An 18,147-nucleotide genomic window follows, 5' to 3' on the forward strand; every position below is an offset into this window, starting at 1 on the left:
TCGGGTCGCGCCGGGGGTTTGGCGGTGGGCGCCTGGCGTGTCACTGTGGCGGCCACCGGCCGGTCCGTGTGGGGGGGGGCTTGGGGGGTGCGCGGGCTCGGCTCACCCGACAGGCCGGGGTGTTCCCGGTCGTGCGGCCTCGAGTCCAACAGCGGCGCGAGGCAATGGGCGGCGGCACTGCTCTACCTGCGCCACGGGCCGGCTGTTGGACCGCTGCCCCGTTCCCCTTGAGTGGTTCAACTCTCCGTATCCGACGGGCGGCGCGTGGACAGGTGCGTTCCGGAACCGGACCACACGCCGAACCACTGTTCGGCGCCGTACTCCTCGAACCGCTCCACCTCGGTGAAGCCCAGCTTCGCCGCGAGGCGCATCGCACGGTCGTTGGCGGTCTGGGTGCAGAGCACCACCGGCTCGCCGGGGAGTGCATCGGCGAGCCAGTCGAGCGCCGCTGAGCACGCCTCTGCGGCATACCCGCGTCCCCACGCCTCCGGCAGGAACATGTACCCGAGCTCGGCCTCTTCGGCATCCGGGCGGACGTGCCCCGGTCGCTCGGCATCACGCCGGTCGAGCGTGACCATGCCGATCATTGCTCCGTAGAGATCCACGACGAAATGGCCGGGGCGCCGTCCGGGCACCTCGGGCATCGCGCGTTCGAGGTCATGGCGCGGTTGAGGTCCACCGACGTAGGTGCCGACGTCCGACGAAGCGAACAGCTCGATGAACGCCGCACGGTCGAACGCCTCGGACTCGCGGAGCACGAGGCGTTCGGTCCTTATCGGCGCAGTCGGCCAGGCGACGGATCCGAGTCCAGTCATGGCGGCAACCTAGCGCACACCTATGCGAGTTGATCCGTAGGCGATCTTCAACACGAAGCTCAGACACCCGAAGCGGCATGCCGAACGAACCTGGGCGACTCCGCGTGTCAGCCGTACATCGCCATGTGATGGAGCGCCGCAAGGGCGTCGTCGATGGGATGGGGTTGCGGCCGGCCGGAGGAGTCGAGCCTGTTCCATCTCTGCAGGTTCACCGCGACGGACATCTGCCGCTTGCCGTCGGCGCTCGCCATGGACAGCGCTCCAGCACCCCAGACCGTGCCGCCGTGGCCCCAGAAGGTGGTCTGACCGGGAGCGTCCATCGGGTGCAGACCGAGGCCGTAGTCGATGACCTTTCCCTCTTGGGAGATGACCGGGACTGTGCGCTGCATCTCCTCCAGCGACGACAGGCTGACGATCTCACCGGCAAGCAGCAGGGTGAAGAAGCGGTTGAGGTCCGCGACGGTCGATATCAGCGAGGCCGCCGGACCCACCCATGACATGTCGTGGACGCTGTAGTCGCGGGGCGGGTCGATCATGCCGAACCACGCCTCGTAGATGCGCGAGTGTGACCCCTTGACGTATGGATCGGCGGGGAACTCGGTGTCGCGGAGCCCGGCGCGCTCGATGACGTCACGGGTGATGTACCGCTCGGCCGTTGTGCCGGTCACCTGTTCCAGAAGCTCGCCGAGCAGCAGGTAGTTGGTGTTGGAGTACACCCCCGGAGTGCCGCCCGGAATTCCGACGGCCGGTGCGGTGACACCCATCTCGATCAGTTCGGTGGCCTGAAACCGCGTGAGCCGGTTGTCGTCCATGCTCTGGGGTCCGGTGTCCGCGAGAACGGGGAACGCCTTGAGGGAGGGGTAGGCGTACGGGAGGTACTCCGCGAGGCCGCTGGTGTGGTTGATCAGCATGCGGACCGTGATCGCGTCACCGCGCTCTCCGGGAACCGAGCTCGGCAGGTACTGGCCGATCGGCGTGTCGAGACCGATCCGACCGCGCTCCACCTGCTGCAGAACGGCGGCGGCGGTGAAGGTCTTGGTGATGCTGCCGACCCGGTGTCGCATGTCGGCGGTGACGGGCCGACCGGTGTCGACATCGGCGACCCCCGCGGCGCCGCGCCAGGTCGTGTCGCCGTCGCGCACCTCGGCGAACAGGCCGGGCATGCCGGCGCGGTGGACGTTCTCCAAGGCGGCGTTCAGTTCTGCGGGATCCAGCGTGTTCGTCACGGCGTGAGTCCTTTCGAGTTCCCGGAGTGAGCTCCACGTCGACCGCGCGGCCCGGTGCCGGGCAGGGCACGACCGGCATGCGGACCCGCCTGCTGTCGGGTCTCTCCGCACATGCCTCCATTATGCACGCGGTGCGTGCAACACCAAGTGCATAGGCTAGGCTGAGACCCTGCGAGAGGAGCGAAATGGCAGGCCGAAGGCGCTGGACGACCGAAGAGATCCTGGAAGCGGCTACGGAGTTGCTGCGCACGAGCGACGCGGAGTCGTTCAGCGTGCGCAAGCTCGGCACGGTGCTCGGGACCGATTCCTCCAGCCTCTACCGGCACTTCCGCAGCAAGACCGAACTGCTGCGCGCGGTCGCCGACCGGATCCTCCTGGCCGCCATGGACGGCTACCGCCCCGAGGGCGACTGGAAACAGCGCATCACGGCTCTGGCCCTGCGCGTGAGAGAGGCCTTCGGTCAGCAGCCCCAGCTCGCAGCGGTCTGGGGCCGCTACGCGTCGAGCGGCACCGGATCACGACTGATCATGGAAGAGGTGCTGCAAGCCCTGCGGGCATCCGGACTGCCCGACGAGGAGATTCCAGCGCGGTACCACCGCATCGCCGTCCTCATCGCCGCGCTGATCGCCTCAGAGGCCGGGGTCAGCACGATCACCCCCGAAGAGTACGAGCAGGGCCAGGAGCTGTTCCGCGTCGCGGTACTCGGCGCCGACCCCGCACGCTTCCCCGCTCTCGCCCACTTCGCCCGCGAGGTCCGCCCACTCGGGGCGGACCGCCAGGCCGCGTTCGAAGAGATCCTCGCGGCTCAACTCGCCCACATCGAGGCGGCAGTCTCTGCTCGCTAGCTGTATGAGGACAGGACGTTGGTGACGGTCAGGGGCAGGCGGACTGCCGGTGGCCGGTCTCCAGCCGCCCCGTGTGGGCGGTGGTAGTTGTCGTGGATGTTCCAGACGCGGAGCGCATCTGAGTTGTTGCTCGGACCGCCGGCTCGGGGCGTCGAGGAATTCCTCGGCGAGGATTCGGTCGTATCGATGCGGCCGGCCTTCTTGACGTCGATGTGCACCATGTGACCCGGGCGGTGGGCGATGATCTGCTGCGCAGTGCGGTTGGAGTCCCCGTCCGGATCGATGAACCGACGGCGGCTCAGTCCGAGCTGTTCCAGATGTCGCGCAATGGTCCGGCGACTGATCCGGGTGCCCTGGGCCGCGAGTTTGAAGGTGATTCGCGCCGCGGACCACATGTGTTGCCGGCGTAGCTGCTCTATTTGCCCCACTACCTCGTCCGGTGTGGCTGTCGGCCGGCGGCGAGGGGCGGAGGACCGGTCGTGCAGTCCGAGTTCGCCGTAGCGGCGGTACCGGTTTACCCACTTCGACACACACGCTCTTGAGATCCCCATCTCCGCGGCCACGTGAGCGATCGGGCGCGACTTGCAGCGTTCGACCAGACGGCGTCGGCCTTCAACAGAAGGCGGGGCGTTCCAATGAAGTAGCGGCCTATTCACGATCATCGGCTGTGCCGGGTGTGTGCAGAAGCCGCGGGAAGGCGAACCGCTACCAGCGGCAGAAGGCAGCCGACGAGAGGCCCCATGCACAGTGCGATCAGCACGGTTCCGACCCCGACGGTTCCACCCAAAAGCCAGCCGGCGACGGCGATGGCGACTTCGATGCCGGTGCGGACCATGGCGATAGGTAGGTGGGTGAGCCGAACGAGTCCGGTCATGATGCCGTCGCGTGGCCCCGACCCGAACTGCGCGCCGAGGTAGAGCGCGTCAAAGAATGCCAGTGCGACAAGGCCGAGGGCGAGGTACCCGATCTCAGCGAGTGGCCCATGTGGGTCGGGGAGCACAGTCGCGGTGGCATCGGCGGCGAACCCGACGATCGCAACGTTGAGGAGCGTGCCGAGCCCAGGCAGTTCTCGCAGGGGAATCCATGCAAGAAGCACAAGCACCGAGATCAGGTTTGTCGCCCAACCGAACGAAATACCAAGAGACTTGGCAGTGCCCTCTGTGAGCACGTTCCAGCTGGCCGCGCCAAGCCCGGACTGGACGAGCAACATCACGGCGGCCCCGTACCCCACCAAGCCGAACAGGAGCTGGGGGATCCGACGCGCCTTCCGGGCTGCCCGAACCTGGGCGAATGCGTTCATGCGCGGTATCACGGGCGGCTCGTGACGAGCCGGGACGGAGGTGTGTGCCGTGGAAGCAGGAGGTGCCATATGGCGAGTCTCCGGGCTGTCTGGACCTGGATTCCATAGCCAGATTGACTATGCTGGTTTGGTGAAAATCAGCTCGCACGCGGTAGCGCGGATGTTGGGAACCTGGCAGGAGGGGCCGGGGCCAGCGCATCAAGGTCTCTCCGACAGGCTGCGTCTGCTCATCCTGGATGGACGCCTCCCCCTTGGTGCGGCACTGCCGAGTGAGCGTGACCTCGCTGTCGCCCTCGGCACCAGCAGAACCACAGTCGGTACCGCATTCCGCACGCTGGTCGAGCACGGATACCTCGCCACACAGGCGCGTACCAGGGCCACGGTACGGCTGCCTGATGACACCACGCCCGATCACCCGGTCGGCACGGACGCAGAGACCATCGACCTGTCCTTTGCCGCGCCGACTGCGCCCGTCGAAATCCTCCACGCTGCGTTCGCGAAGGCTCTCGAACAGCTACCACGACATTTCGAGCGGCACGGCTACGACCGATACGGCACCGCGGAACTGCGCGAAGCAGTCGCCCAGTGGTATCAACGGCGAGGATTGCCCACCCTGCCCGATCACATCCTGATCACCAACGGCGCACAGCACGCGCTAGCGCTTCTGGCGCGCATACTCCTGTCACCACGCGACAAAGTCCTCTTCGACCATCCGACCTATCCACACGCGATCACGACATTTACTGCAGCGCGCGCCCGTCTTCTGCCCGTCGCCGTGACATCTTCCGGCTGGGACACTGAGCAACTCCAAGCAGCAGGGCGAGCCGCGAACCTTGCCTACCTGATACCTGACTTTCACAACCCGACCGGAATGTGCATGCCCACGAGCGTGCGCCAACAGCTCAGGCTCACGTGTCCCACAGTCGTCGACGAGACCATGACCGATCTGGCTCTGGACGTTCCGAGCCCGGAACCCCTCGCGATGTACATGCCGGCAGCCATCAGTATCGGCTCAGTGTCCAAGAGCGTCTGGGGCGGCCTACGCACAGGTTGGATTCGCGCGGTGCCCTCTCTCCTGGAACGCGTCGAACAAGCCCGTCCCACCACAGACCTCGGCACCCCCATCGTCGAACAGCTGGCCACAGCCGTCCTCCTGAACGAGCACCAGACCCAGCGGTCCGACACGCTCCAGCAACTCAGATCGCAACGTGACGCCCTGCGGCAAGCACTCACCGAGTACCTACCGGACGTCCACGCCCTGCAACCAGCCGGCGGTGTGACGCTATGGGCAACATTCTCCGAGCCCATCAGCTCGCGGCTTGCAGCCATGGCGCCTGACCACGGAGTGGCAATCGCGGCCGGACCACGATTCGGGGTCGGCGGCGCGTTCGAACGCAACATCCGACTGCCGTACACGCTCCCTTCGAGTCAACTGGCCCAGGCAATCCGCAGACTCGCACAGGCAAAACAGGCACTCGTCCACGGCGCTACCGGAACTCACACCCCCGCACCCATCGCATGAGCGTCGACAACGTCATGACCCGCAACAGCCGGCCGGCCGGCTCAGGAGTGCGCGCAGGGACCGTCGCGGTGAAACGGTGGACGTACGCACGGTCGGGCTCGCCGCAACGGCGCAGGGTGCCCGCCCTCTCTCGACCTCAGCTGCTTCCCGGACTCGTCAGGACCGCGCTCGCGACCACCTCGAAGAGGCGATCGGCGCGAGGTGCGAGGGCAGGCTGATCGCCGAGCCAAGCGAGCATGGCCACCAGCGCAAACAAGTCGGTGCCGTCGATATCGCTGCGCGCGGCGCCCGCGGCCTGAGCGCGGGCAAGGAGCCGCGCGCCGGCGGCGCGCAAGGTGACGCACGAAGCGTGGAGTGCGGATTCGGTGTCCTCGATGGCGGCCGCCATCAGCACGGTCACGCCCCGGTACTCGGTTGTCCATGCGACACAGTCGCGGAGCCAGGAGACGAGTGCGTCCTCGGGCGAGCTCGAGGTCTCGAACGCGCCGGCCTTCGCCGTCAGTGCGTCGAAGCTCGTACGGAGCAGGGCGTCGAGCAGCGCCTCGCGCGTCGGGAAGTGGCGCAGCAGCGTCGCGAGCCCGACATCGGCCCTGCGCGCGATGTCGCGAAGTGACACCTCGACGCCCTGCTCGGTGATGGCGGTGCCCGCTACTGCGAGCAGGTGATCGCGGTTCTTCCTGGCGTCGGCCCGCATCTGCCCCCCTTGACTTCCGGATCAGTGGTCCATATATTCGGATCAGTGGTCCGGAAAAACGGACCATTGATTCACTTAGTCTACCCCGCGAGCGAAGCAGGAAAGAGACCGATGCCGAAGCGGACCATGAAAGCGATCCGGCTGCACGAGTTCGGCGGCCCTGAGGTGCTGCGACAGGAGGAGGTTCCGGTTCCCGAGCCGGCGCCGGGTGAGGTACTCGTGCGCGTGCACGCGGTCGGCATCAACCCTCCTGACCGGTACGCGCGCGAGGGAATGCCCGACATTCCCCCCGAGCTCAGGCCCTCGTTCCAGCTCCCCCTGATTCCCGGGACCGATGTCTCAGGCGTTGTGGAAGCCGTCGCCGCCGATGTCAACAGCTTCTCGGTCGGAGACGAGGTGATCGGCCTTCTGCGCTTCCCCACCGTTCTCCAGAGCAGTGCGTACGCCGAGTACGTCACCGCGCCCGCGTCCGACCTCGCCCGCAAGCCGGCCGGCATCGACCACGTACACGCCGCCGGCCTGGTCATGTCGGGTTTGACGGCGTGGCAGTTCCTGATCGAACTCGGACACGATCACCCCTCGCCGTTCCAGGAGGCCCAGCACCGCCCGGTGGCCCTCGGCAGCGAGAGCACGGTGCTCATCAACGGCGCGGCGGGTGGCGTGGGGCACCTCGCCCTCCAGCTGGCCAAGTGGAAGGGGGCCCGCGTCATCGCCGTGGCCTCCGGCGCCCACGAGACCTTCCTGCGCGAGCTCGGCGCCGACGAGTTCATCGACTACACCAAGGAGCGGCCCGAGGAAGCCGTCCGTGACATCGACCTGGTCCTGGACACCGTCGGCGGTCCCGACAGCAGGCGCTTCCTGCGCACCCTCAAGCGCGGCGGGTCCCTCTACCCGGTGTACTTCGGCCAGTTCGACGAGGAGGAGAACGCGAAGCTGGGTGTCACGGTCACGGCCGTGACGGTCCGCTCGAGCGGCGCTCAGCTCGCCGAACTGGCGGGCCTCGTCGACGCGGGACGGATTCGCGTCGCGATCGACAGCACCTTCCCGCTCGCGGAGGCCCAGGCAGCGCACGAGCGCATCGCCCGGGGGCACATCCGGGGCAAGGTCGTCCTCACGGTCACCTGAGGGCTCCCGGACGATCTCTTTCCTGACGCCCACGGCGCATGCGTCCCCGGTTCAGCCCGTGCATCCACCAGCCCTTCCTGTCCGATCCGGGGCACCCGTAGGAGCCTCACCGCCGCCTACGGGTCACCCCGCCGCAAATGATCAAGCGGCTGCCCTGTCAGGTCAGCTGGTGAGCGAGCAGTTCAGGGGCCGCGAGCGTAGGCTGGAGATCACGTTCCGCGAGCATGGCGTCGAGGCCGGCACTCGCGTCCAAGGAGCCGGAGGAGCGGGCGCCGAGAGGCGTCATCAACCAACTGCGCATCCCCTGGCACTGACATCGTTCTGCCAGATGCGGCATCCAGCGGCCATGTTCCAGTCGGGGGGAAAGCGGCAGAGGAGGTCGTCATGGGCACCGCGCAACAGGACGGCGCGAAGGCAGTCGATGAAGAGCTGACCATGGCCATGAACATCGAGGCCGTCATGATCCCGGTGGCTGACGTCGATCGCGCACTGAGCTTCTACCAGGGCATGGGGTGGAGGCTCGATGCGGACTTCGAGGCGGGTCCGGAATTCCGGATCGTTCAACTGACGCCTCAGGGGTCGGGGTGCTCGATCCAGTTCGGCCGCGGAGTCACCTCTGCGGCCGCAGGCTCCACCCAGGGCACCTATCTCGTCGTCAAAGACCTCGAGCGAACCCGTGCCCGGATGATCGGTCAGGGCGTCGAAGTCAGCGAGATCTTTCACCGTGTCTACGACACCGGCGCTCAGGAACAGGTGGACGGCCCTGACCCCCATAGTCTCAGTTACCACTCGTACGCAACGTTCAGCGACCCGGACGGCAATGGGTGGTTGCTTCAAGAGGTCCGAGAGCGCCAGCCTGGACGATGACGTCCGCGACACTGAAGAGTGCACGCCCCGGCGATCACCTGCGTGAGATGAGTCGGCGGCCGAGGCGGGACGGTTCCGCTCTGCATCCCCCAGCGGTCGTACGGCATTTCGCACGCCCACGCGAGGGCGCTGCGGACGCTCCTGCCGATGGTCCCGCCGTCACCCAGTGGGGAGCATCCACGAAGACGGGATTCTTGACATTCGGCCTCGGGGTAAACGTCACCGACTTGAGATTGACTTCTCAGCAGGAGGCCAGCCCATCATGAGAGTTGTACGGCCGCTGCTTCACGGCGCCGTCGCGGGACTAGCCGGTACGACCGCACTGAATATCGCAGGTTACGCCGACATCGCGCTTCGGGGCCGACCCATCAGCGATACGCCTGAGATCACCGTGCGCGCCCTTGCTGCGAAGCTCCGTACTCGAATCCCCGGGGACGATCAGACCCAGGAGAATCGGGTCGCCGGCCTCGCCCCCCTGACCGGATACGCCGTGGGAATGGGTATGGGAGTGGCGCTGTCAGCGGCGCAGGCTGCTGGTTGGCCACGGACGAAGGCTTCCCGCTACGCCTTCGCCTCCCTCTTTGCCCTCACGGCCACGAATGCGCCGATCATTCTTCTGGGAATCACCGATCCCCGCACCTGGGCACCCGTGGACTGGGTATCTGACATCATCCCGCACGTTCTCTTCGCGGTGGTCACCGTCGGCGTCATGGAAAGGCTGGAGGCAGCGGGCCACCGCTACTGATGCCGGAGCCCGGCCATGACGCCGTCGAGGAATGAGCGCCGGAGTTCCGGCCCGCCCTCGCGCGCGTACTCGACTGCGTGCCGGCGGGTGGGGGGTCATGCGCGTTGTCTCCGTGCGTCCGGCGTCCGTGCGTCTACACCTCGATGTGCGAACCCATGATGACCGTGCGATCGCGGGGCAGGCTGAAGTACTCGGCGGCGTCAGCGGCGATGTAGGAAGTGGCGATGAACAGCCGCTTGCGCCAGGGCGCCATCGTCGGTGCCTTTCCGCGCCGGAGTTCGATCTTCGACAGGAAGTAGGACGCCCGGTCGATTTCCAGCGGCCCTTCGGTTTCGTCCGGGTCGAGCAGGGCCAGCGTGCCGGGCACGTCCGGCGTCTCCATGTAGCCGAACCGGGCAGTGACGTGGATGATCCCGTCGTCGGCGTATCCGAGGTCGTCGACGACGATGCGCCGGCCATCGGGAACGCGGGGCACGGGCTCGGTCTTGATGGACAGGATGACGACCTGGTCGTGGCGTACATGGTTGTGCTCGACGTTGGCCCGCAGCGCCAGAGGTGCGGTCTCCTTGCCCCGGTTGAGGAAGACAGCGGTGCCCGGTGCGCGGACTGTCGGCTCCTGTCCCGAGCGGAGACGGTCGATGAACTCGGGCAGTGGGCCTTCCTCGCGTGCTCGTTCCGCGGTCACGAGCTCGCGGCCGCGTTGCCAGGTCGTCATGACGGTGAACGCGGTGAGGCCGATCAGCAGCGGCAGCCACGCGCCGTGGACGAGCTTCGTCATATTGGCGGCCACGAACAGCAGGTCCACGAAGAGGAGCGTTCCCGCGCCGATGGCGAGCAGCCATCGGGGCGTTCCCCACTTGGCGCGGGCGACGTAGAAGAACAGCAGGGTCGTGATGGTGATGGTGCCGGTGACCGCCATACCGAACGCGTAGGCCAGTGACGCGGAGCTGCGGAAGGCGAAAACCAGGGTGAGGACCGAGACCATCAGCAGCCAGTTGATCCAGGGGACGTAGATCTGACCGATGGTGGACTCGGATGTGTGCGCGATGCGCAGCCTCGGCAGATAGCCCAGCTGGGCCGCCTGGGAGGCGACCGAGTACGCGCCGGTGATCACTGCCTGAGAGGCGATGACGGTCGCCCCCGTCGCCAGGAGGACCATCGGCCAGCGTCCCCAACCGGGCACGAGGAGGAAGAACGGGCTGCTGATGTTGTCCGGATCGCCGAGGATCAACGCGCCTTGGCCCATGTAGCTCAGGACGCAGGCGGGAAGGACGAGGAACAGCCAGCCTCGGGTGATCGCCCGGCGGCCGAAGTGCCCCATGTCCGCGTAGAGCGCTTCGGCGCCGGTGACCGCCAGCACGATCGCGGCCAGGGCGAAGAAGGCCGTACCCCAATGACCGAACAGGAAGCCCAACGCGTACGTGGGCGACAGCGCCTTGAGGATGTCCGGGTGGTCGGCGATTCCGACGACGCCGCACGCGCCGATGGCCGCGAACCATGTGATCATGACCGGTCCGAACACCCTGCCCACCGCTGCGGTTCCTCTGCGCTGCACCAGGAACAGAAGCACGATGATCACCGCGGTGATGGGCACGATCGCACCTTCCAGCGACGGCTCGACGACCTTGAGCCCTTCGACCGCGGACAGCACCGAGATCGCCGGGGTGATCATGCTGTCGCCGAAGAACAGCGACGCGCCGAAGATGCCCAGGGCGGCCAGTACGACGGCGGCACGACGCCCACGCTGCGAACTCCACCGTCGCAACAGGGTGATCAGCGCCATGATGCCGCCCTCCCCGTCGTTGTCGGCGCGCATCGCCAGCAACACATAGGTGACCGTAACGATGATCATCACTGACCAGAACACGAGTGACACCACGCCGTACACGTTGTCGGTGGTGACCGGGACGGGGTGCGGGTCGCTCGGGTTGAACACCGTCTGGAGGGTGTAGATCGGACTGGTCCCGATGTCACCGAAGACCACTCCGAGAGCACCTACGACCACCGCCAGGCGCACTGTGTCACGGCTGCTCGCCCGACGAGCCTCCGGCTCGCGCGACGTGGATCCGTCATCCGACGCGGTTCCCTGCCGACGATCGGCCATGGGCGCTCCTCCTCGTGCGGACCGCCGAGCTGCAAACGGTCATCGGAGCGGACGATACCGATCTCATGACCCGGCCGCCGGTAGGGCCGCCACCTCGTCACCACGGTCGGCGTCGGCCCGCTCGCCACGGGCCACGATCCCCTTGTGCCGCTGCCATTGGCCGGCCATCGGTAAGGACTCCCCAGGGGTAGCGTCGAGGCCGATCGCCGCGCGAACGGCAGCCCCGAGTCGATCGGGTAGCGCAGTTGATCACCAGCCCCAGCGCTGCTCCCCTCCCCGGCGCGACACGCAGCGTCCCCGCGCGGACCACATGCGCCTGGTCCAGCACACCCTTAGGCTAAATGGATGCATTCGTCACAAAAGGATGATCGAGTGGAGGCGCATGTGTGATGGCGAAGATCTTGTTCATCGTGAGCGGAGCGACGTACTGGGTGCTCAAGGACGGCACACGGTACGCGACCGGCTACTGGGCCGAGGAGTTCGCCAACCCGTACAAGGCTGTCACGGACGCCGGCCACGAGGTCGTGGTCGCGACACCGGGAGGAACGACCCCGAACGTCGACATGATGAGTCTGCGCCCGTCCATGGCGGGCGGTGAGCAGGGGGCTCTGGACCTGGAGGCCATCATTCGCGACGCCGAGGTGATGCGTCGCCCGATCAAACTGTCGGACGTACGCCTCGAGGACTACGACGCGGTCTACCTGCCGGGCGGTCATGGCCCGATGTCGGACCTCGCCTTCGACGCGGACGCCGGCCGGCTGCTCACAGCGCAGCTCGCCTCGGGCGACCCTCTCTTCATCGTGTGCCACGCTCCCGCCGCACTGCTGTCCACCAGGATCCACGGCCTGTCGCCCTTCAAGGGCTACAAGGTCACTGGCTTCACCAATGAAGAGGAAGAGGGCGTCGGACTGGCTTCCAGGGCGCCGTGGCTTCTGGAGACAGAGCTGAAGGACAAGGTCGGCGTCCAGTACAGCCGCGGACCGATCTGGGAGCCGTACATGGTGGAGGACCGCAACCTGGTCACGGGGCAGAACCCGCACTCCGCAGCGGTCCTGGCGGAGCGGATGCTGAAGATCCTCGCCTGAAGACACGGCTGGACCCGCACATTCGCGTCCACCACCCGACTCTCCTTTCGCTTCGCTCCTCCACGAACAGGACCGCTACGACGGGCACTTCGAGGACTTCCCCGACCGGCGATCGACCCCATGACGCGTTGCGGCCTCCCCCGCGCGCGGCAAAGGTGAGGGATTCCGGGGTAGTTCGCGGCTGCGCGACGCCGCGGCCGGTGCCGTGCCACTGCAAGCCGGCGGTGACACGGGGTCGGGTCGGGGCCCCGCGGGCTGTTCCCCGACCGCGCCTAGGCACGGGTGGTGATGCGCCTGATGGCTTCCCTCGTGAGCTGTCGGTCGTGCGGTGCGGTGTCGAGGGCGCGATGGAGGGCGAGTCCCTCGATGAGTGCGTCGAGCTGGCGGGCCGTTTCGGCGCCGAAGTGGCGTGCCAGCGGTTGTCGGCTGCGGATCATCCACTTCCGCGTCAGCTCCCGGTACTCAGGGTGCCGGGCCGCGAGGGCGTAGAGCTCGTGGGTGAGGATCAGGTCCCGCCGCGGTCCGTCGGAGAGTTCATGGATGAGATCGGTGACCGCTTCGCGCGCCTGCTCGGCGCTGTGAGCCCCGTTGAGGCGCTGCTCGAAGATGGCGGCTACGTGGTCGGTGAAGTGGGTGAAGGCTTCGTGGAGCAGTTGGTCGATGCCTTTGAAGTGGTAGGTCATCGAGCCCAGTGGCACCCCGGCGCGCGCGGCGATCTTCCGGTGGGAGACGCCGGCGACGCCTTCATCGATGATGTGGTCGAGGGTGGCGGCGAGGATGCGCTCGCGGCGCTGCGGGTCGGTGTGTCCGGTGGCCATCGGAGCAGGCGCCTTCAGAGATCTCGGACCGGCCGGGCAGGGCTGCCGACGGCGACGACGTTCGCGGGGATGTCCTTGGTGACGACCGATCCGGCGCCGATGACGCTGTTGTCGCCGATGCTCACACCGGGGCAGACGATGACCCCTCCCCCGAGCCAGACGTTGTTTCCGACAGCGATGGGGAGCGCGGCCTCCAGCTTGTCGCGCCGGGGCTGCGGCTCCAGGGGGTGGGTGGGGGTGAGGAGTTGAACGCCCGGGCCGATCTGGCAGTCCTCGCCGATGGTGATCGCCGCCACGTCCAGTGCGGTGAGGTTGTAGTTGACGAAGGTCCGGGCCCCGATGGAGATGTTGCTGCCGTAGTCCACGTGGAGCGGCGGCCGCACCTCGATCTCCTCGCCCGCGAAGCCGAGCAGCTCGTCGAGGAGCGGCCGGGCGGCGGCCGGGTCATCCAGAAACGTGGCCTGGTAGCGCGCGGCGAGCCGCATGGCGCGCTGCTGCCTGCCGGCGATGTCGGGATCATCGGCGACGTAGAGATCACCCGCGAGCATCCGCTCCAGCTGGGTGCGCGGGTCATCAGCAAAGTGGTCCGCCGTCATGCGTACGATGGTACGCTCGGAAGGTACGTTCGTACACTCTGGTGTCCCAGAAGGCCGGAACGGCACCCCGCGGGCCATGCGGCGACTTCCGGAACACGCTGGTGATCATCACATCTGGAACGTGAAGCGGGTGTGGCTGAACACCTGGCCGTCGTGCCCGAAGCTGTACGCCGTGCCGGGTGTCACCGCGAACAGCAGGTCATTGCCGGTGCGGATGCTGTCGCCGAAGCCGTAGAAGGTCCCCTCCGGCGAGGTGACGCGGTCCCCGTACTACGCCTCGAACGCGGCGATGACCTCGTCCTGCCGCGCCGGATCCGTCACCCGCCCCGCCGTGCCCTCGACCACGATGTCGAGACCTTCGGAGAATGAGTTGTGCCCTGTGGTGAGTGCGCAATGCGCATTGCCGGCCAGGTTCTTCGCCTTCTGCTCACCCGGCCCGGTGCTGAAGTGCAGTGCCCCGTCATGCCAGGCGGCGATGAGCGGCGTGACGTGCAACCGGCCGTCCGGCCGGACCGTCGTGATCCAGAAGATTTCTGCGGCCCTGAGCCGGCGCTCGGCCTCACCCCAGTCGGTGGCCGTGACGTTCTCCGCCCCGGGGCGCGGGTTGAGTGCGGAACTGTAGCGGGCGTCGAGCTCGGTCTTCGGCTGCTTCGGCGTCATGCGGAACTCCTTTCCCTCGTCCTGTGACGAAGGCTAAGCAACCCGCCCGCGCGGCGCCCAGGTCCGGGTTCCGGCAGTGGTCCGACCAGGTCCGGCAGGGGGCCAAACGGACCACACCGGCGCATCTCATCACCCCGCAGCACGCAGGGCGTGGCATCGTGGGAAGCCGAGATCGGACAGTTTGGCCGGGCGTGCGGGCAGGTGGATCGTGAACGGACCCGTCATCGACTTCCAGGCCGTTTTCCAGGCCCTGCCGGGCGCGGTCGCACTGCTGACGCCGCACCTGGTGTACGCGGACGTCAACGAGGCGTACCTCCTCATGTCGGGTCGCACCCGGGAGCAGCTCGTCGGCCGCTACGTGTTCGACGTCTTCCCCGACAACCCCAGCGACCCGGGCGCCACCGGTGTCCGCAATCTGCACGCCTCGCTGCGACGCGTAGCGGCCACCGGTGAGCGCGACACCATGGCCGTGCAGCGCTACGACGTGGCGGACCCCGAGCAGGCCGGCGTATGGCAGGAGCGGTACTGGAGCCCGGTCAACGTCCCCGTCCTCGCCCCGGACGGCACCGTGACGCTGCTCGTGCACCGGGTCGAGGAGGTCACCGAACTCATCAAGGCTCGCGGTAACCGCGGTGGCGGGGACCGCGCCCAGGTCCTCGAAGCCGAGCTGTACACCCGCGCCCGGGAGCTGCAGGAGGTCAACAAACGTCTACGCCAGGCCCATGCCCGCGAGCGCGAGGTCGCCCTCCACCTCCAGCAGGCGATGCTGCCGGCGCCGCGTCCACTCGGCCACCACCGAGCGGCCGTCCGGTACCAGCCCGCCACCGGGGCCCTGAACGTGTGCGGTGACTGGTACGACCTCGTCGACCTGCCCGAGACCGGCCGCACGGCCGTCGCCGTCGGAGACGTCGTCGGCCATGGCCTGCGGGCCGCCGGGGTCATGGGTCAGCTCCGCAGCGCCCTGTCCGCAGCATCCCGCGTCGCCGGTGGCCCGGCCGAGGCCCTGGAGGTCCTCGGCCTGTACGCCCGATACGTCGACGGCGCCGAATCCACGACCGCCGCATCCGTCTACATCGACTGGAACGGCCGCACCCTCACCTACAGCAGCGCCGGCCACCCTCCTCCCGCACTGTGCGACCCCGCGGGCACCGTCACCTTCCTCGACCGGGCCACCGACCCCCCGCTCGGAGCCCGCCCCGAACACGTCCCCAGGCCCCAGGCGCAGGCCGCGTTCGCCGACGGTTCCGTCCTCGTCCTCTACACCGACGGCCTCGTCGAACGCCGCCGGGAAGACATCAGCACCGGACTCCAGCGCCTTGCCGACTCCCTCGCCCGTCACCGCACCGCCGACCCGGACAGCCTCAGCGACGCCCTCTTGGCCGACCTGATCCCCCCGGCCGGCCTCACCGATGACACCGCCTTGATCGTCGTGCGTCTCTGACCGGAATCAGCGGACCTCGGATGCGCGGCCGGCTCTCCTGTCTCACGCCGCCCAGGCACTGTTCAGTTCTGTGAGGTGCCGTGTGATGGTGCGCCTTTCCTGAAAGGACGTTCCGAGCAGAGAGACATGCTTCCAGTTGAGGGTGGTGTCGGGCTCGATGAGGAAGACGGACCGTCGGAGCCCGATCCACGGGGCAGCGACGCCGAACGCCCGGGCCACGGTTCGGCCGACGTCGGACAACAGTGGCATCCGCAGGCCGTGTTTCCTCGCGAACTCCTCATGGCTGTCGACGCTCTGGGGGCTGATCGCCCACACCTGGGCCCCACGGTCGATGAACTCCTCGAGGCCGCTGGAGTAGGAACACAGCTGCCGCGTGGACACACCACTGTCGTCCGCGGGGTAGAAAGCCAGGACGAGCGGCTGCTCCCGCCGGCGCGACAGGGAGAAGTCCTGCCGCATGAACGCGTCTCCTACGAGGACGCCGCCCGGCAGGGTGAAGGTCTCGACAGGATCGCCTATCGCAGGAGACACGATGGTCCACTCCTTTGTGTGTCGGTAGCCATTGCTGGAACCACATCGCGGAACGCGTTCTGTTCGGCGGGGGGCTCTACTGCTGTGTCGCCTCCGGTAACGCGTCGTGGGCCGGGCTGTGTCGAACGCCGCTCCGCACGCGACCGGACCGGCGAGCCCACTGCCGCCGGTGTGGACGCAGGATGCGCACCACGGACAGCAGGGCACACACCGCGGCAGGTCCGCGTCGGCCCGATGGTCGTCCTGGTCGTCCTCACAGGGATCATTCGGAACCGGACGGCGAACGGATGGGTGCGTCATCCGGCTGAAGGGAACCCAGGAGCGGCGAGTCCGGCGCTTCGCGACAGCAGCGCACGCCGGTCGCGACAGCAGCGCACCCCGGCCAGGAAGGGCCGGCACACGAACGACGTGACAGGTACCCCGAAAAGGTGCCCCTGTTGCGAGGCTGCGTGGGTGTCCGAACCGATGCCGGACAGCGTTGAGCCGCACCTCAGCCGTGCACGGTCCTGCACGGCTGAGGCACGGCTCAAGCCATGAAGCCGCTCGCCACGGGAAAGTCCGAGCCGATGCCCGGGCCCCGGGTCTACTCGCGGGTTGGGTACCGTCGGGCTTCGCTGCCCGAGTGAGCGTTTGCCGGCCGGCCACCGGTCAGAGATTCCCTCATGACGTCAGCCGCGGCGAGAGATGCGGTGCATGCATCCCACGCCGACGGGAGGCGACGTTCGGGATTACTCCATATAGGTAATTCGGAGCCGATGACCTGCTGGATCGCTCAATCCGGCCACGACATTCATGGCGCATTCGTTCGGCACCCTCACCCGGCTCCTGAACCGCTTGATCGACGGACCCGGTACCCGACTGATCCCCCGGACCTGTAGCCGCGTCCCTCCCGCGCCACGCCCTCCGAAGGTTCAGGCGCCAGGGGCGCGAAAGGCGACCTGGCGCCGGGCGGCCTCATCGATCTCGTCGAGGGTGAGCAGCGGGGTCGCCCGGGTGTGGAGAGCTCCGCTGGCCTTGACGGTGAGGCTGACCGCGGCCATGGAGACCGGGTCGGGGAAGTCGACGATGAGCACGATGTCGTCCTCCCCGAAGGCGAAGTACATCGCTTCGACCTGCCCGCCGAGTCCGGTGACGACCTGGTCGACGGCGGCGCGGCGACCGCTCGCGCCCTCCCTGAGCAGCCCTTTGGTGCCCTCGGGCGTGTACGTGGCCTGGATGAGAAACTTCGGCATGGGGATGCTTCCTGCCCGTCGCTTGTCAGGTGTGCAATGGCCTTCCCGTGTGCAGTGGCCTTCCCGCTATCGCGTCAGCAGCTACCCGCGGTCGGGGTGGATTCACTCGTTGGAACCCGAGCTCCTCGGATGGCCAAGGCCGCCGACCAAGCACTGCTCGACATCGCCGTCATCTGTGGCGATATCCGCGAGTGGGCGCGAGCTGCGCTGTGCGTGCCGCGGCTCGCCGTCGACAAGAAGTGCCTTCCCGAGCCGGTTGGCTTCCACGATCCGCGCAACCGGTGGGCGAGTTCGTCGTTGATGCCGACATGAACAAGATCATCGTCGGTGCCCTCGCTGCCGCTCTCTGCCTCGCCTCCGCCGGGACCGTGGCAGCCGACGAGACCCACCGCGACTCCCACAACGCCCCCGTCGTCGCCTTGATCAACACCGGCCAGATCGACGACCCCCTGGAGGACGTCCTGGAGCACACCCTCCTCTTCGGCGACGGCTACACGTGGAACTGACACCCTCATCGCGCTACCCGAACCACCCTCGCAGG

General features: G+C 67.6%; 19 protein-coding genes and 1 pseudogene. 9 read left to right on the top strand and 11 right to left on the bottom strand.

What is annotated here, in order from left to right:
• Positions 1-236 precede the first annotated feature (236 nt).
• A complete protein-coding gene (locus ACFWU3_RS06335; RefSeq protein ID WP_384431966.1) occupies positions 237-815 on the bottom strand; it encodes a GNAT family N-acetyltransferase in 579 nt (192 codons plus the stop codon).
• Between the two features lie 107 nt (positions 816-922).
• The gene (locus ACFWU3_RS06340; protein ID WP_384431969.1) at positions 923-2,041 is read right to left on the bottom strand and encodes a serine hydrolase domain-containing protein; all 1,119 of its coding nucleotides are present in this window, start codon (positions 2,039-2,041) and stop codon (positions 923-925) included.
• Positions 2,042-2,226: 185 nt separating this feature from the next.
• Here ACFWU3_RS06340 and ACFWU3_RS06345 point away from each other — a divergent pair, with 185 nt between their 5' ends.
• The gene (locus ACFWU3_RS06345) at positions 2,227-2,886 is read left to right on the top strand and encodes a TetR/AcrR family transcriptional regulator (protein WP_384431972.1); all 660 of its coding nucleotides are present in this window, start codon (positions 2,227-2,229) and stop codon (positions 2,884-2,886) included.
• On the opposite strand, the gene ACFWU3_RS06350 is transcribed toward ACFWU3_RS06345, so the two are convergent.
• Positions 2,883-3,548, bottom strand: coding sequence for a helix-turn-helix domain-containing protein (locus tag ACFWU3_RS06350; protein WP_384431975.1), 666 nt, complete (start codon positions 3,546-3,548; stop codon positions 2,883-2,885). The genes ACFWU3_RS06345 and ACFWU3_RS06350 overlap by 4 nt on opposite strands.
• Positions 3,545-4,186: a YitT family protein gene (locus ACFWU3_RS06355; RefSeq protein WP_384431978.1), complete on the bottom strand. Its 642-nt coding sequence runs from the start codon at positions 4,184-4,186 to the stop codon at positions 3,545-3,547. The genes ACFWU3_RS06350 and ACFWU3_RS06355 overlap by 4 nt, the downstream gene beginning before the upstream one ends.
• Positions 4,187-4,316: 130 nt before the next feature.
• Between ACFWU3_RS06355 and ACFWU3_RS06360 the strand changes: the two genes are divergently transcribed.
• A complete protein-coding gene (locus ACFWU3_RS06360) occupies positions 4,317-5,708 on the top strand; it encodes a PLP-dependent aminotransferase family protein (protein WP_384431981.1) in 1,392 nt (463 codons plus the stop codon).
• 136 nt (positions 5,709-5,844) lie between these two features.
• On the opposite strand, the gene ACFWU3_RS06365 is transcribed toward ACFWU3_RS06360, so the two are convergent.
• On the bottom strand, positions 5,845-6,402 hold the full coding sequence (locus ACFWU3_RS06365) for a TetR/AcrR family transcriptional regulator (RefSeq protein WP_384431984.1): 558 nt from the start codon (positions 6,400-6,402) through the stop codon (positions 5,845-5,847).
• Between the two features lie 111 nt (positions 6,403-6,513).
• Between ACFWU3_RS06365 and ACFWU3_RS06370 the strand changes: the two genes are divergently transcribed.
• The 3 genes from ACFWU3_RS06370 to ACFWU3_RS06380 all read left to right on the top strand — a co-directional run bounded on the left by ACFWU3_RS06370 (position 6,514) and on the right by ACFWU3_RS06380 (position 9,139).
• On the top strand, positions 6,514-7,527 hold the full coding sequence (locus ACFWU3_RS06370) for an NADP-dependent oxidoreductase (protein WP_384431987.1): 1,014 nt from the start codon (positions 6,514-6,516) through the stop codon (positions 7,525-7,527).
• A 384-nt stretch (positions 7,528-7,911) separates the two neighbouring features.
• Positions 7,912-8,394 (top strand): VOC family protein, encoded by a 483-nt coding sequence (locus tag ACFWU3_RS06375; protein WP_384431989.1) that lies wholly within the window; start codon positions 7,912-7,914, stop codon positions 8,392-8,394.
• Positions 8,395-8,656: 262 nt separating this feature from the next.
• Entirely contained in the window at positions 8,657-9,139 is a 483-nt protein-coding gene (locus tag ACFWU3_RS06380; protein ID WP_384431991.1) for a hypothetical protein, read from the top strand.
• Positions 9,140-9,272: 133 nt separating this feature from the next.
• Here the strand turns inward: ACFWU3_RS06380 and ACFWU3_RS06385 are convergent, their stop codons facing one another.
• On the bottom strand, positions 9,273-11,243 hold the full coding sequence (locus ACFWU3_RS06385; protein WP_384431994.1) for a potassium transporter Kup: 1,971 nt from the start codon (positions 11,241-11,243) through the stop codon (positions 9,273-9,275).
• A gap of 389 nt (positions 11,244-11,632) precedes the next feature.
• Between ACFWU3_RS06385 and ACFWU3_RS06390 the strand changes: the two genes are divergently transcribed.
• Positions 11,633-12,328: a type 1 glutamine amidotransferase domain-containing protein gene (locus ACFWU3_RS06390; RefSeq protein WP_384431997.1), complete on the top strand. Its 696-nt coding sequence runs from the start codon at positions 11,633-11,635 to the stop codon at positions 12,326-12,328.
• Positions 12,329-12,600: 272 nt separating this feature from the next.
• On the opposite strand, the gene ACFWU3_RS06395 is transcribed toward ACFWU3_RS06390, so the two are convergent.
• The 3 genes and pseudogenes from ACFWU3_RS06395 to ACFWU3_RS06405 all read right to left on the bottom strand — a co-directional run bounded on the left by ACFWU3_RS06395 (position 12,601) and on the right by ACFWU3_RS06405 (position 14,402).
• Entirely contained in the window at positions 12,601-13,146 is a 546-nt protein-coding gene (locus tag ACFWU3_RS06395; protein ID WP_384432000.1) for a TetR/AcrR family transcriptional regulator, read from the bottom strand.
• Between the two features lie 14 nt (positions 13,147-13,160).
• Complete coding sequence (locus tag ACFWU3_RS06400) at positions 13,161-13,742, bottom strand: sugar O-acetyltransferase (protein ID WP_384432003.1); 582 nt, start codon at positions 13,740-13,742, stop codon at positions 13,161-13,163.
• Between the two features lie 108 nt (positions 13,743-13,850).
• Positions 13,851-14,402 (bottom strand): annotated as a pseudogene (locus ACFWU3_RS06405) (pyridoxamine 5'-phosphate oxidase family protein).
• A 208-nt stretch (positions 14,403-14,610) separates the two neighbouring features.
• Here ACFWU3_RS06405 and ACFWU3_RS06410 point away from each other — a divergent pair.
• Positions 14,611-15,843, top strand: coding sequence for a PP2C family protein-serine/threonine phosphatase (locus ACFWU3_RS06410; protein ID WP_384432006.1), 1,233 nt, complete (start codon positions 14,611-14,613; stop codon positions 15,841-15,843).
• A gap of 42 nt (positions 15,844-15,885) precedes the next feature.
• Here ACFWU3_RS06410 and ACFWU3_RS06415 read toward each other — a convergent pair whose 3' ends face one another.
• Positions 15,886-16,374 (bottom strand): peroxiredoxin, encoded by a 489-nt coding sequence (locus ACFWU3_RS06415; protein ID WP_384432009.1) that lies wholly within the window; start codon positions 16,372-16,374, stop codon positions 15,886-15,888.
• A gap of 911 nt (positions 16,375-17,285) precedes the next feature.
• Positions 17,286-17,606 carry a GYD domain-containing protein gene (locus ACFWU3_RS06420; RefSeq protein ID WP_384432012.1) on the bottom strand — a complete coding sequence of 107 codons (321 nt, stop codon included), beginning with the start codon at positions 17,604-17,606 and terminating at the stop codon, positions 17,286-17,288.
• A 129-nt stretch (positions 17,607-17,735) separates the two neighbouring features.
• On the opposite strand from ACFWU3_RS06420, the gene ACFWU3_RS06425 reads away from it, so the two are divergent.
• Both ACFWU3_RS06425 and ACFWU3_RS06430 read left to right on the top strand, forming a co-directional pair.
• Positions 17,736-17,918, top strand: coding sequence for a hypothetical protein (locus ACFWU3_RS06425; protein WP_384432015.1), 183 nt, complete (start codon positions 17,736-17,738; stop codon positions 17,916-17,918).
• The gene (locus ACFWU3_RS06430; RefSeq protein ID WP_384432018.1) at positions 17,915-18,112 is read left to right on the top strand and encodes a hypothetical protein; all 198 of its coding nucleotides are present in this window, start codon (positions 17,915-17,917) and stop codon (positions 18,110-18,112) included. The genes ACFWU3_RS06425 and ACFWU3_RS06430 overlap by 4 nt, the downstream gene beginning before the upstream one ends.
• Positions 18,113-18,147: the final 35 nt, after the last annotated feature.

Source organism: Streptomyces sp. NPDC058685 (assembly GCF_042714725.1).
Taxonomy (GTDB): Bacteria; Actinomycetota; Actinomycetes; order Streptomycetales; family Streptomycetaceae; genus Streptomyces.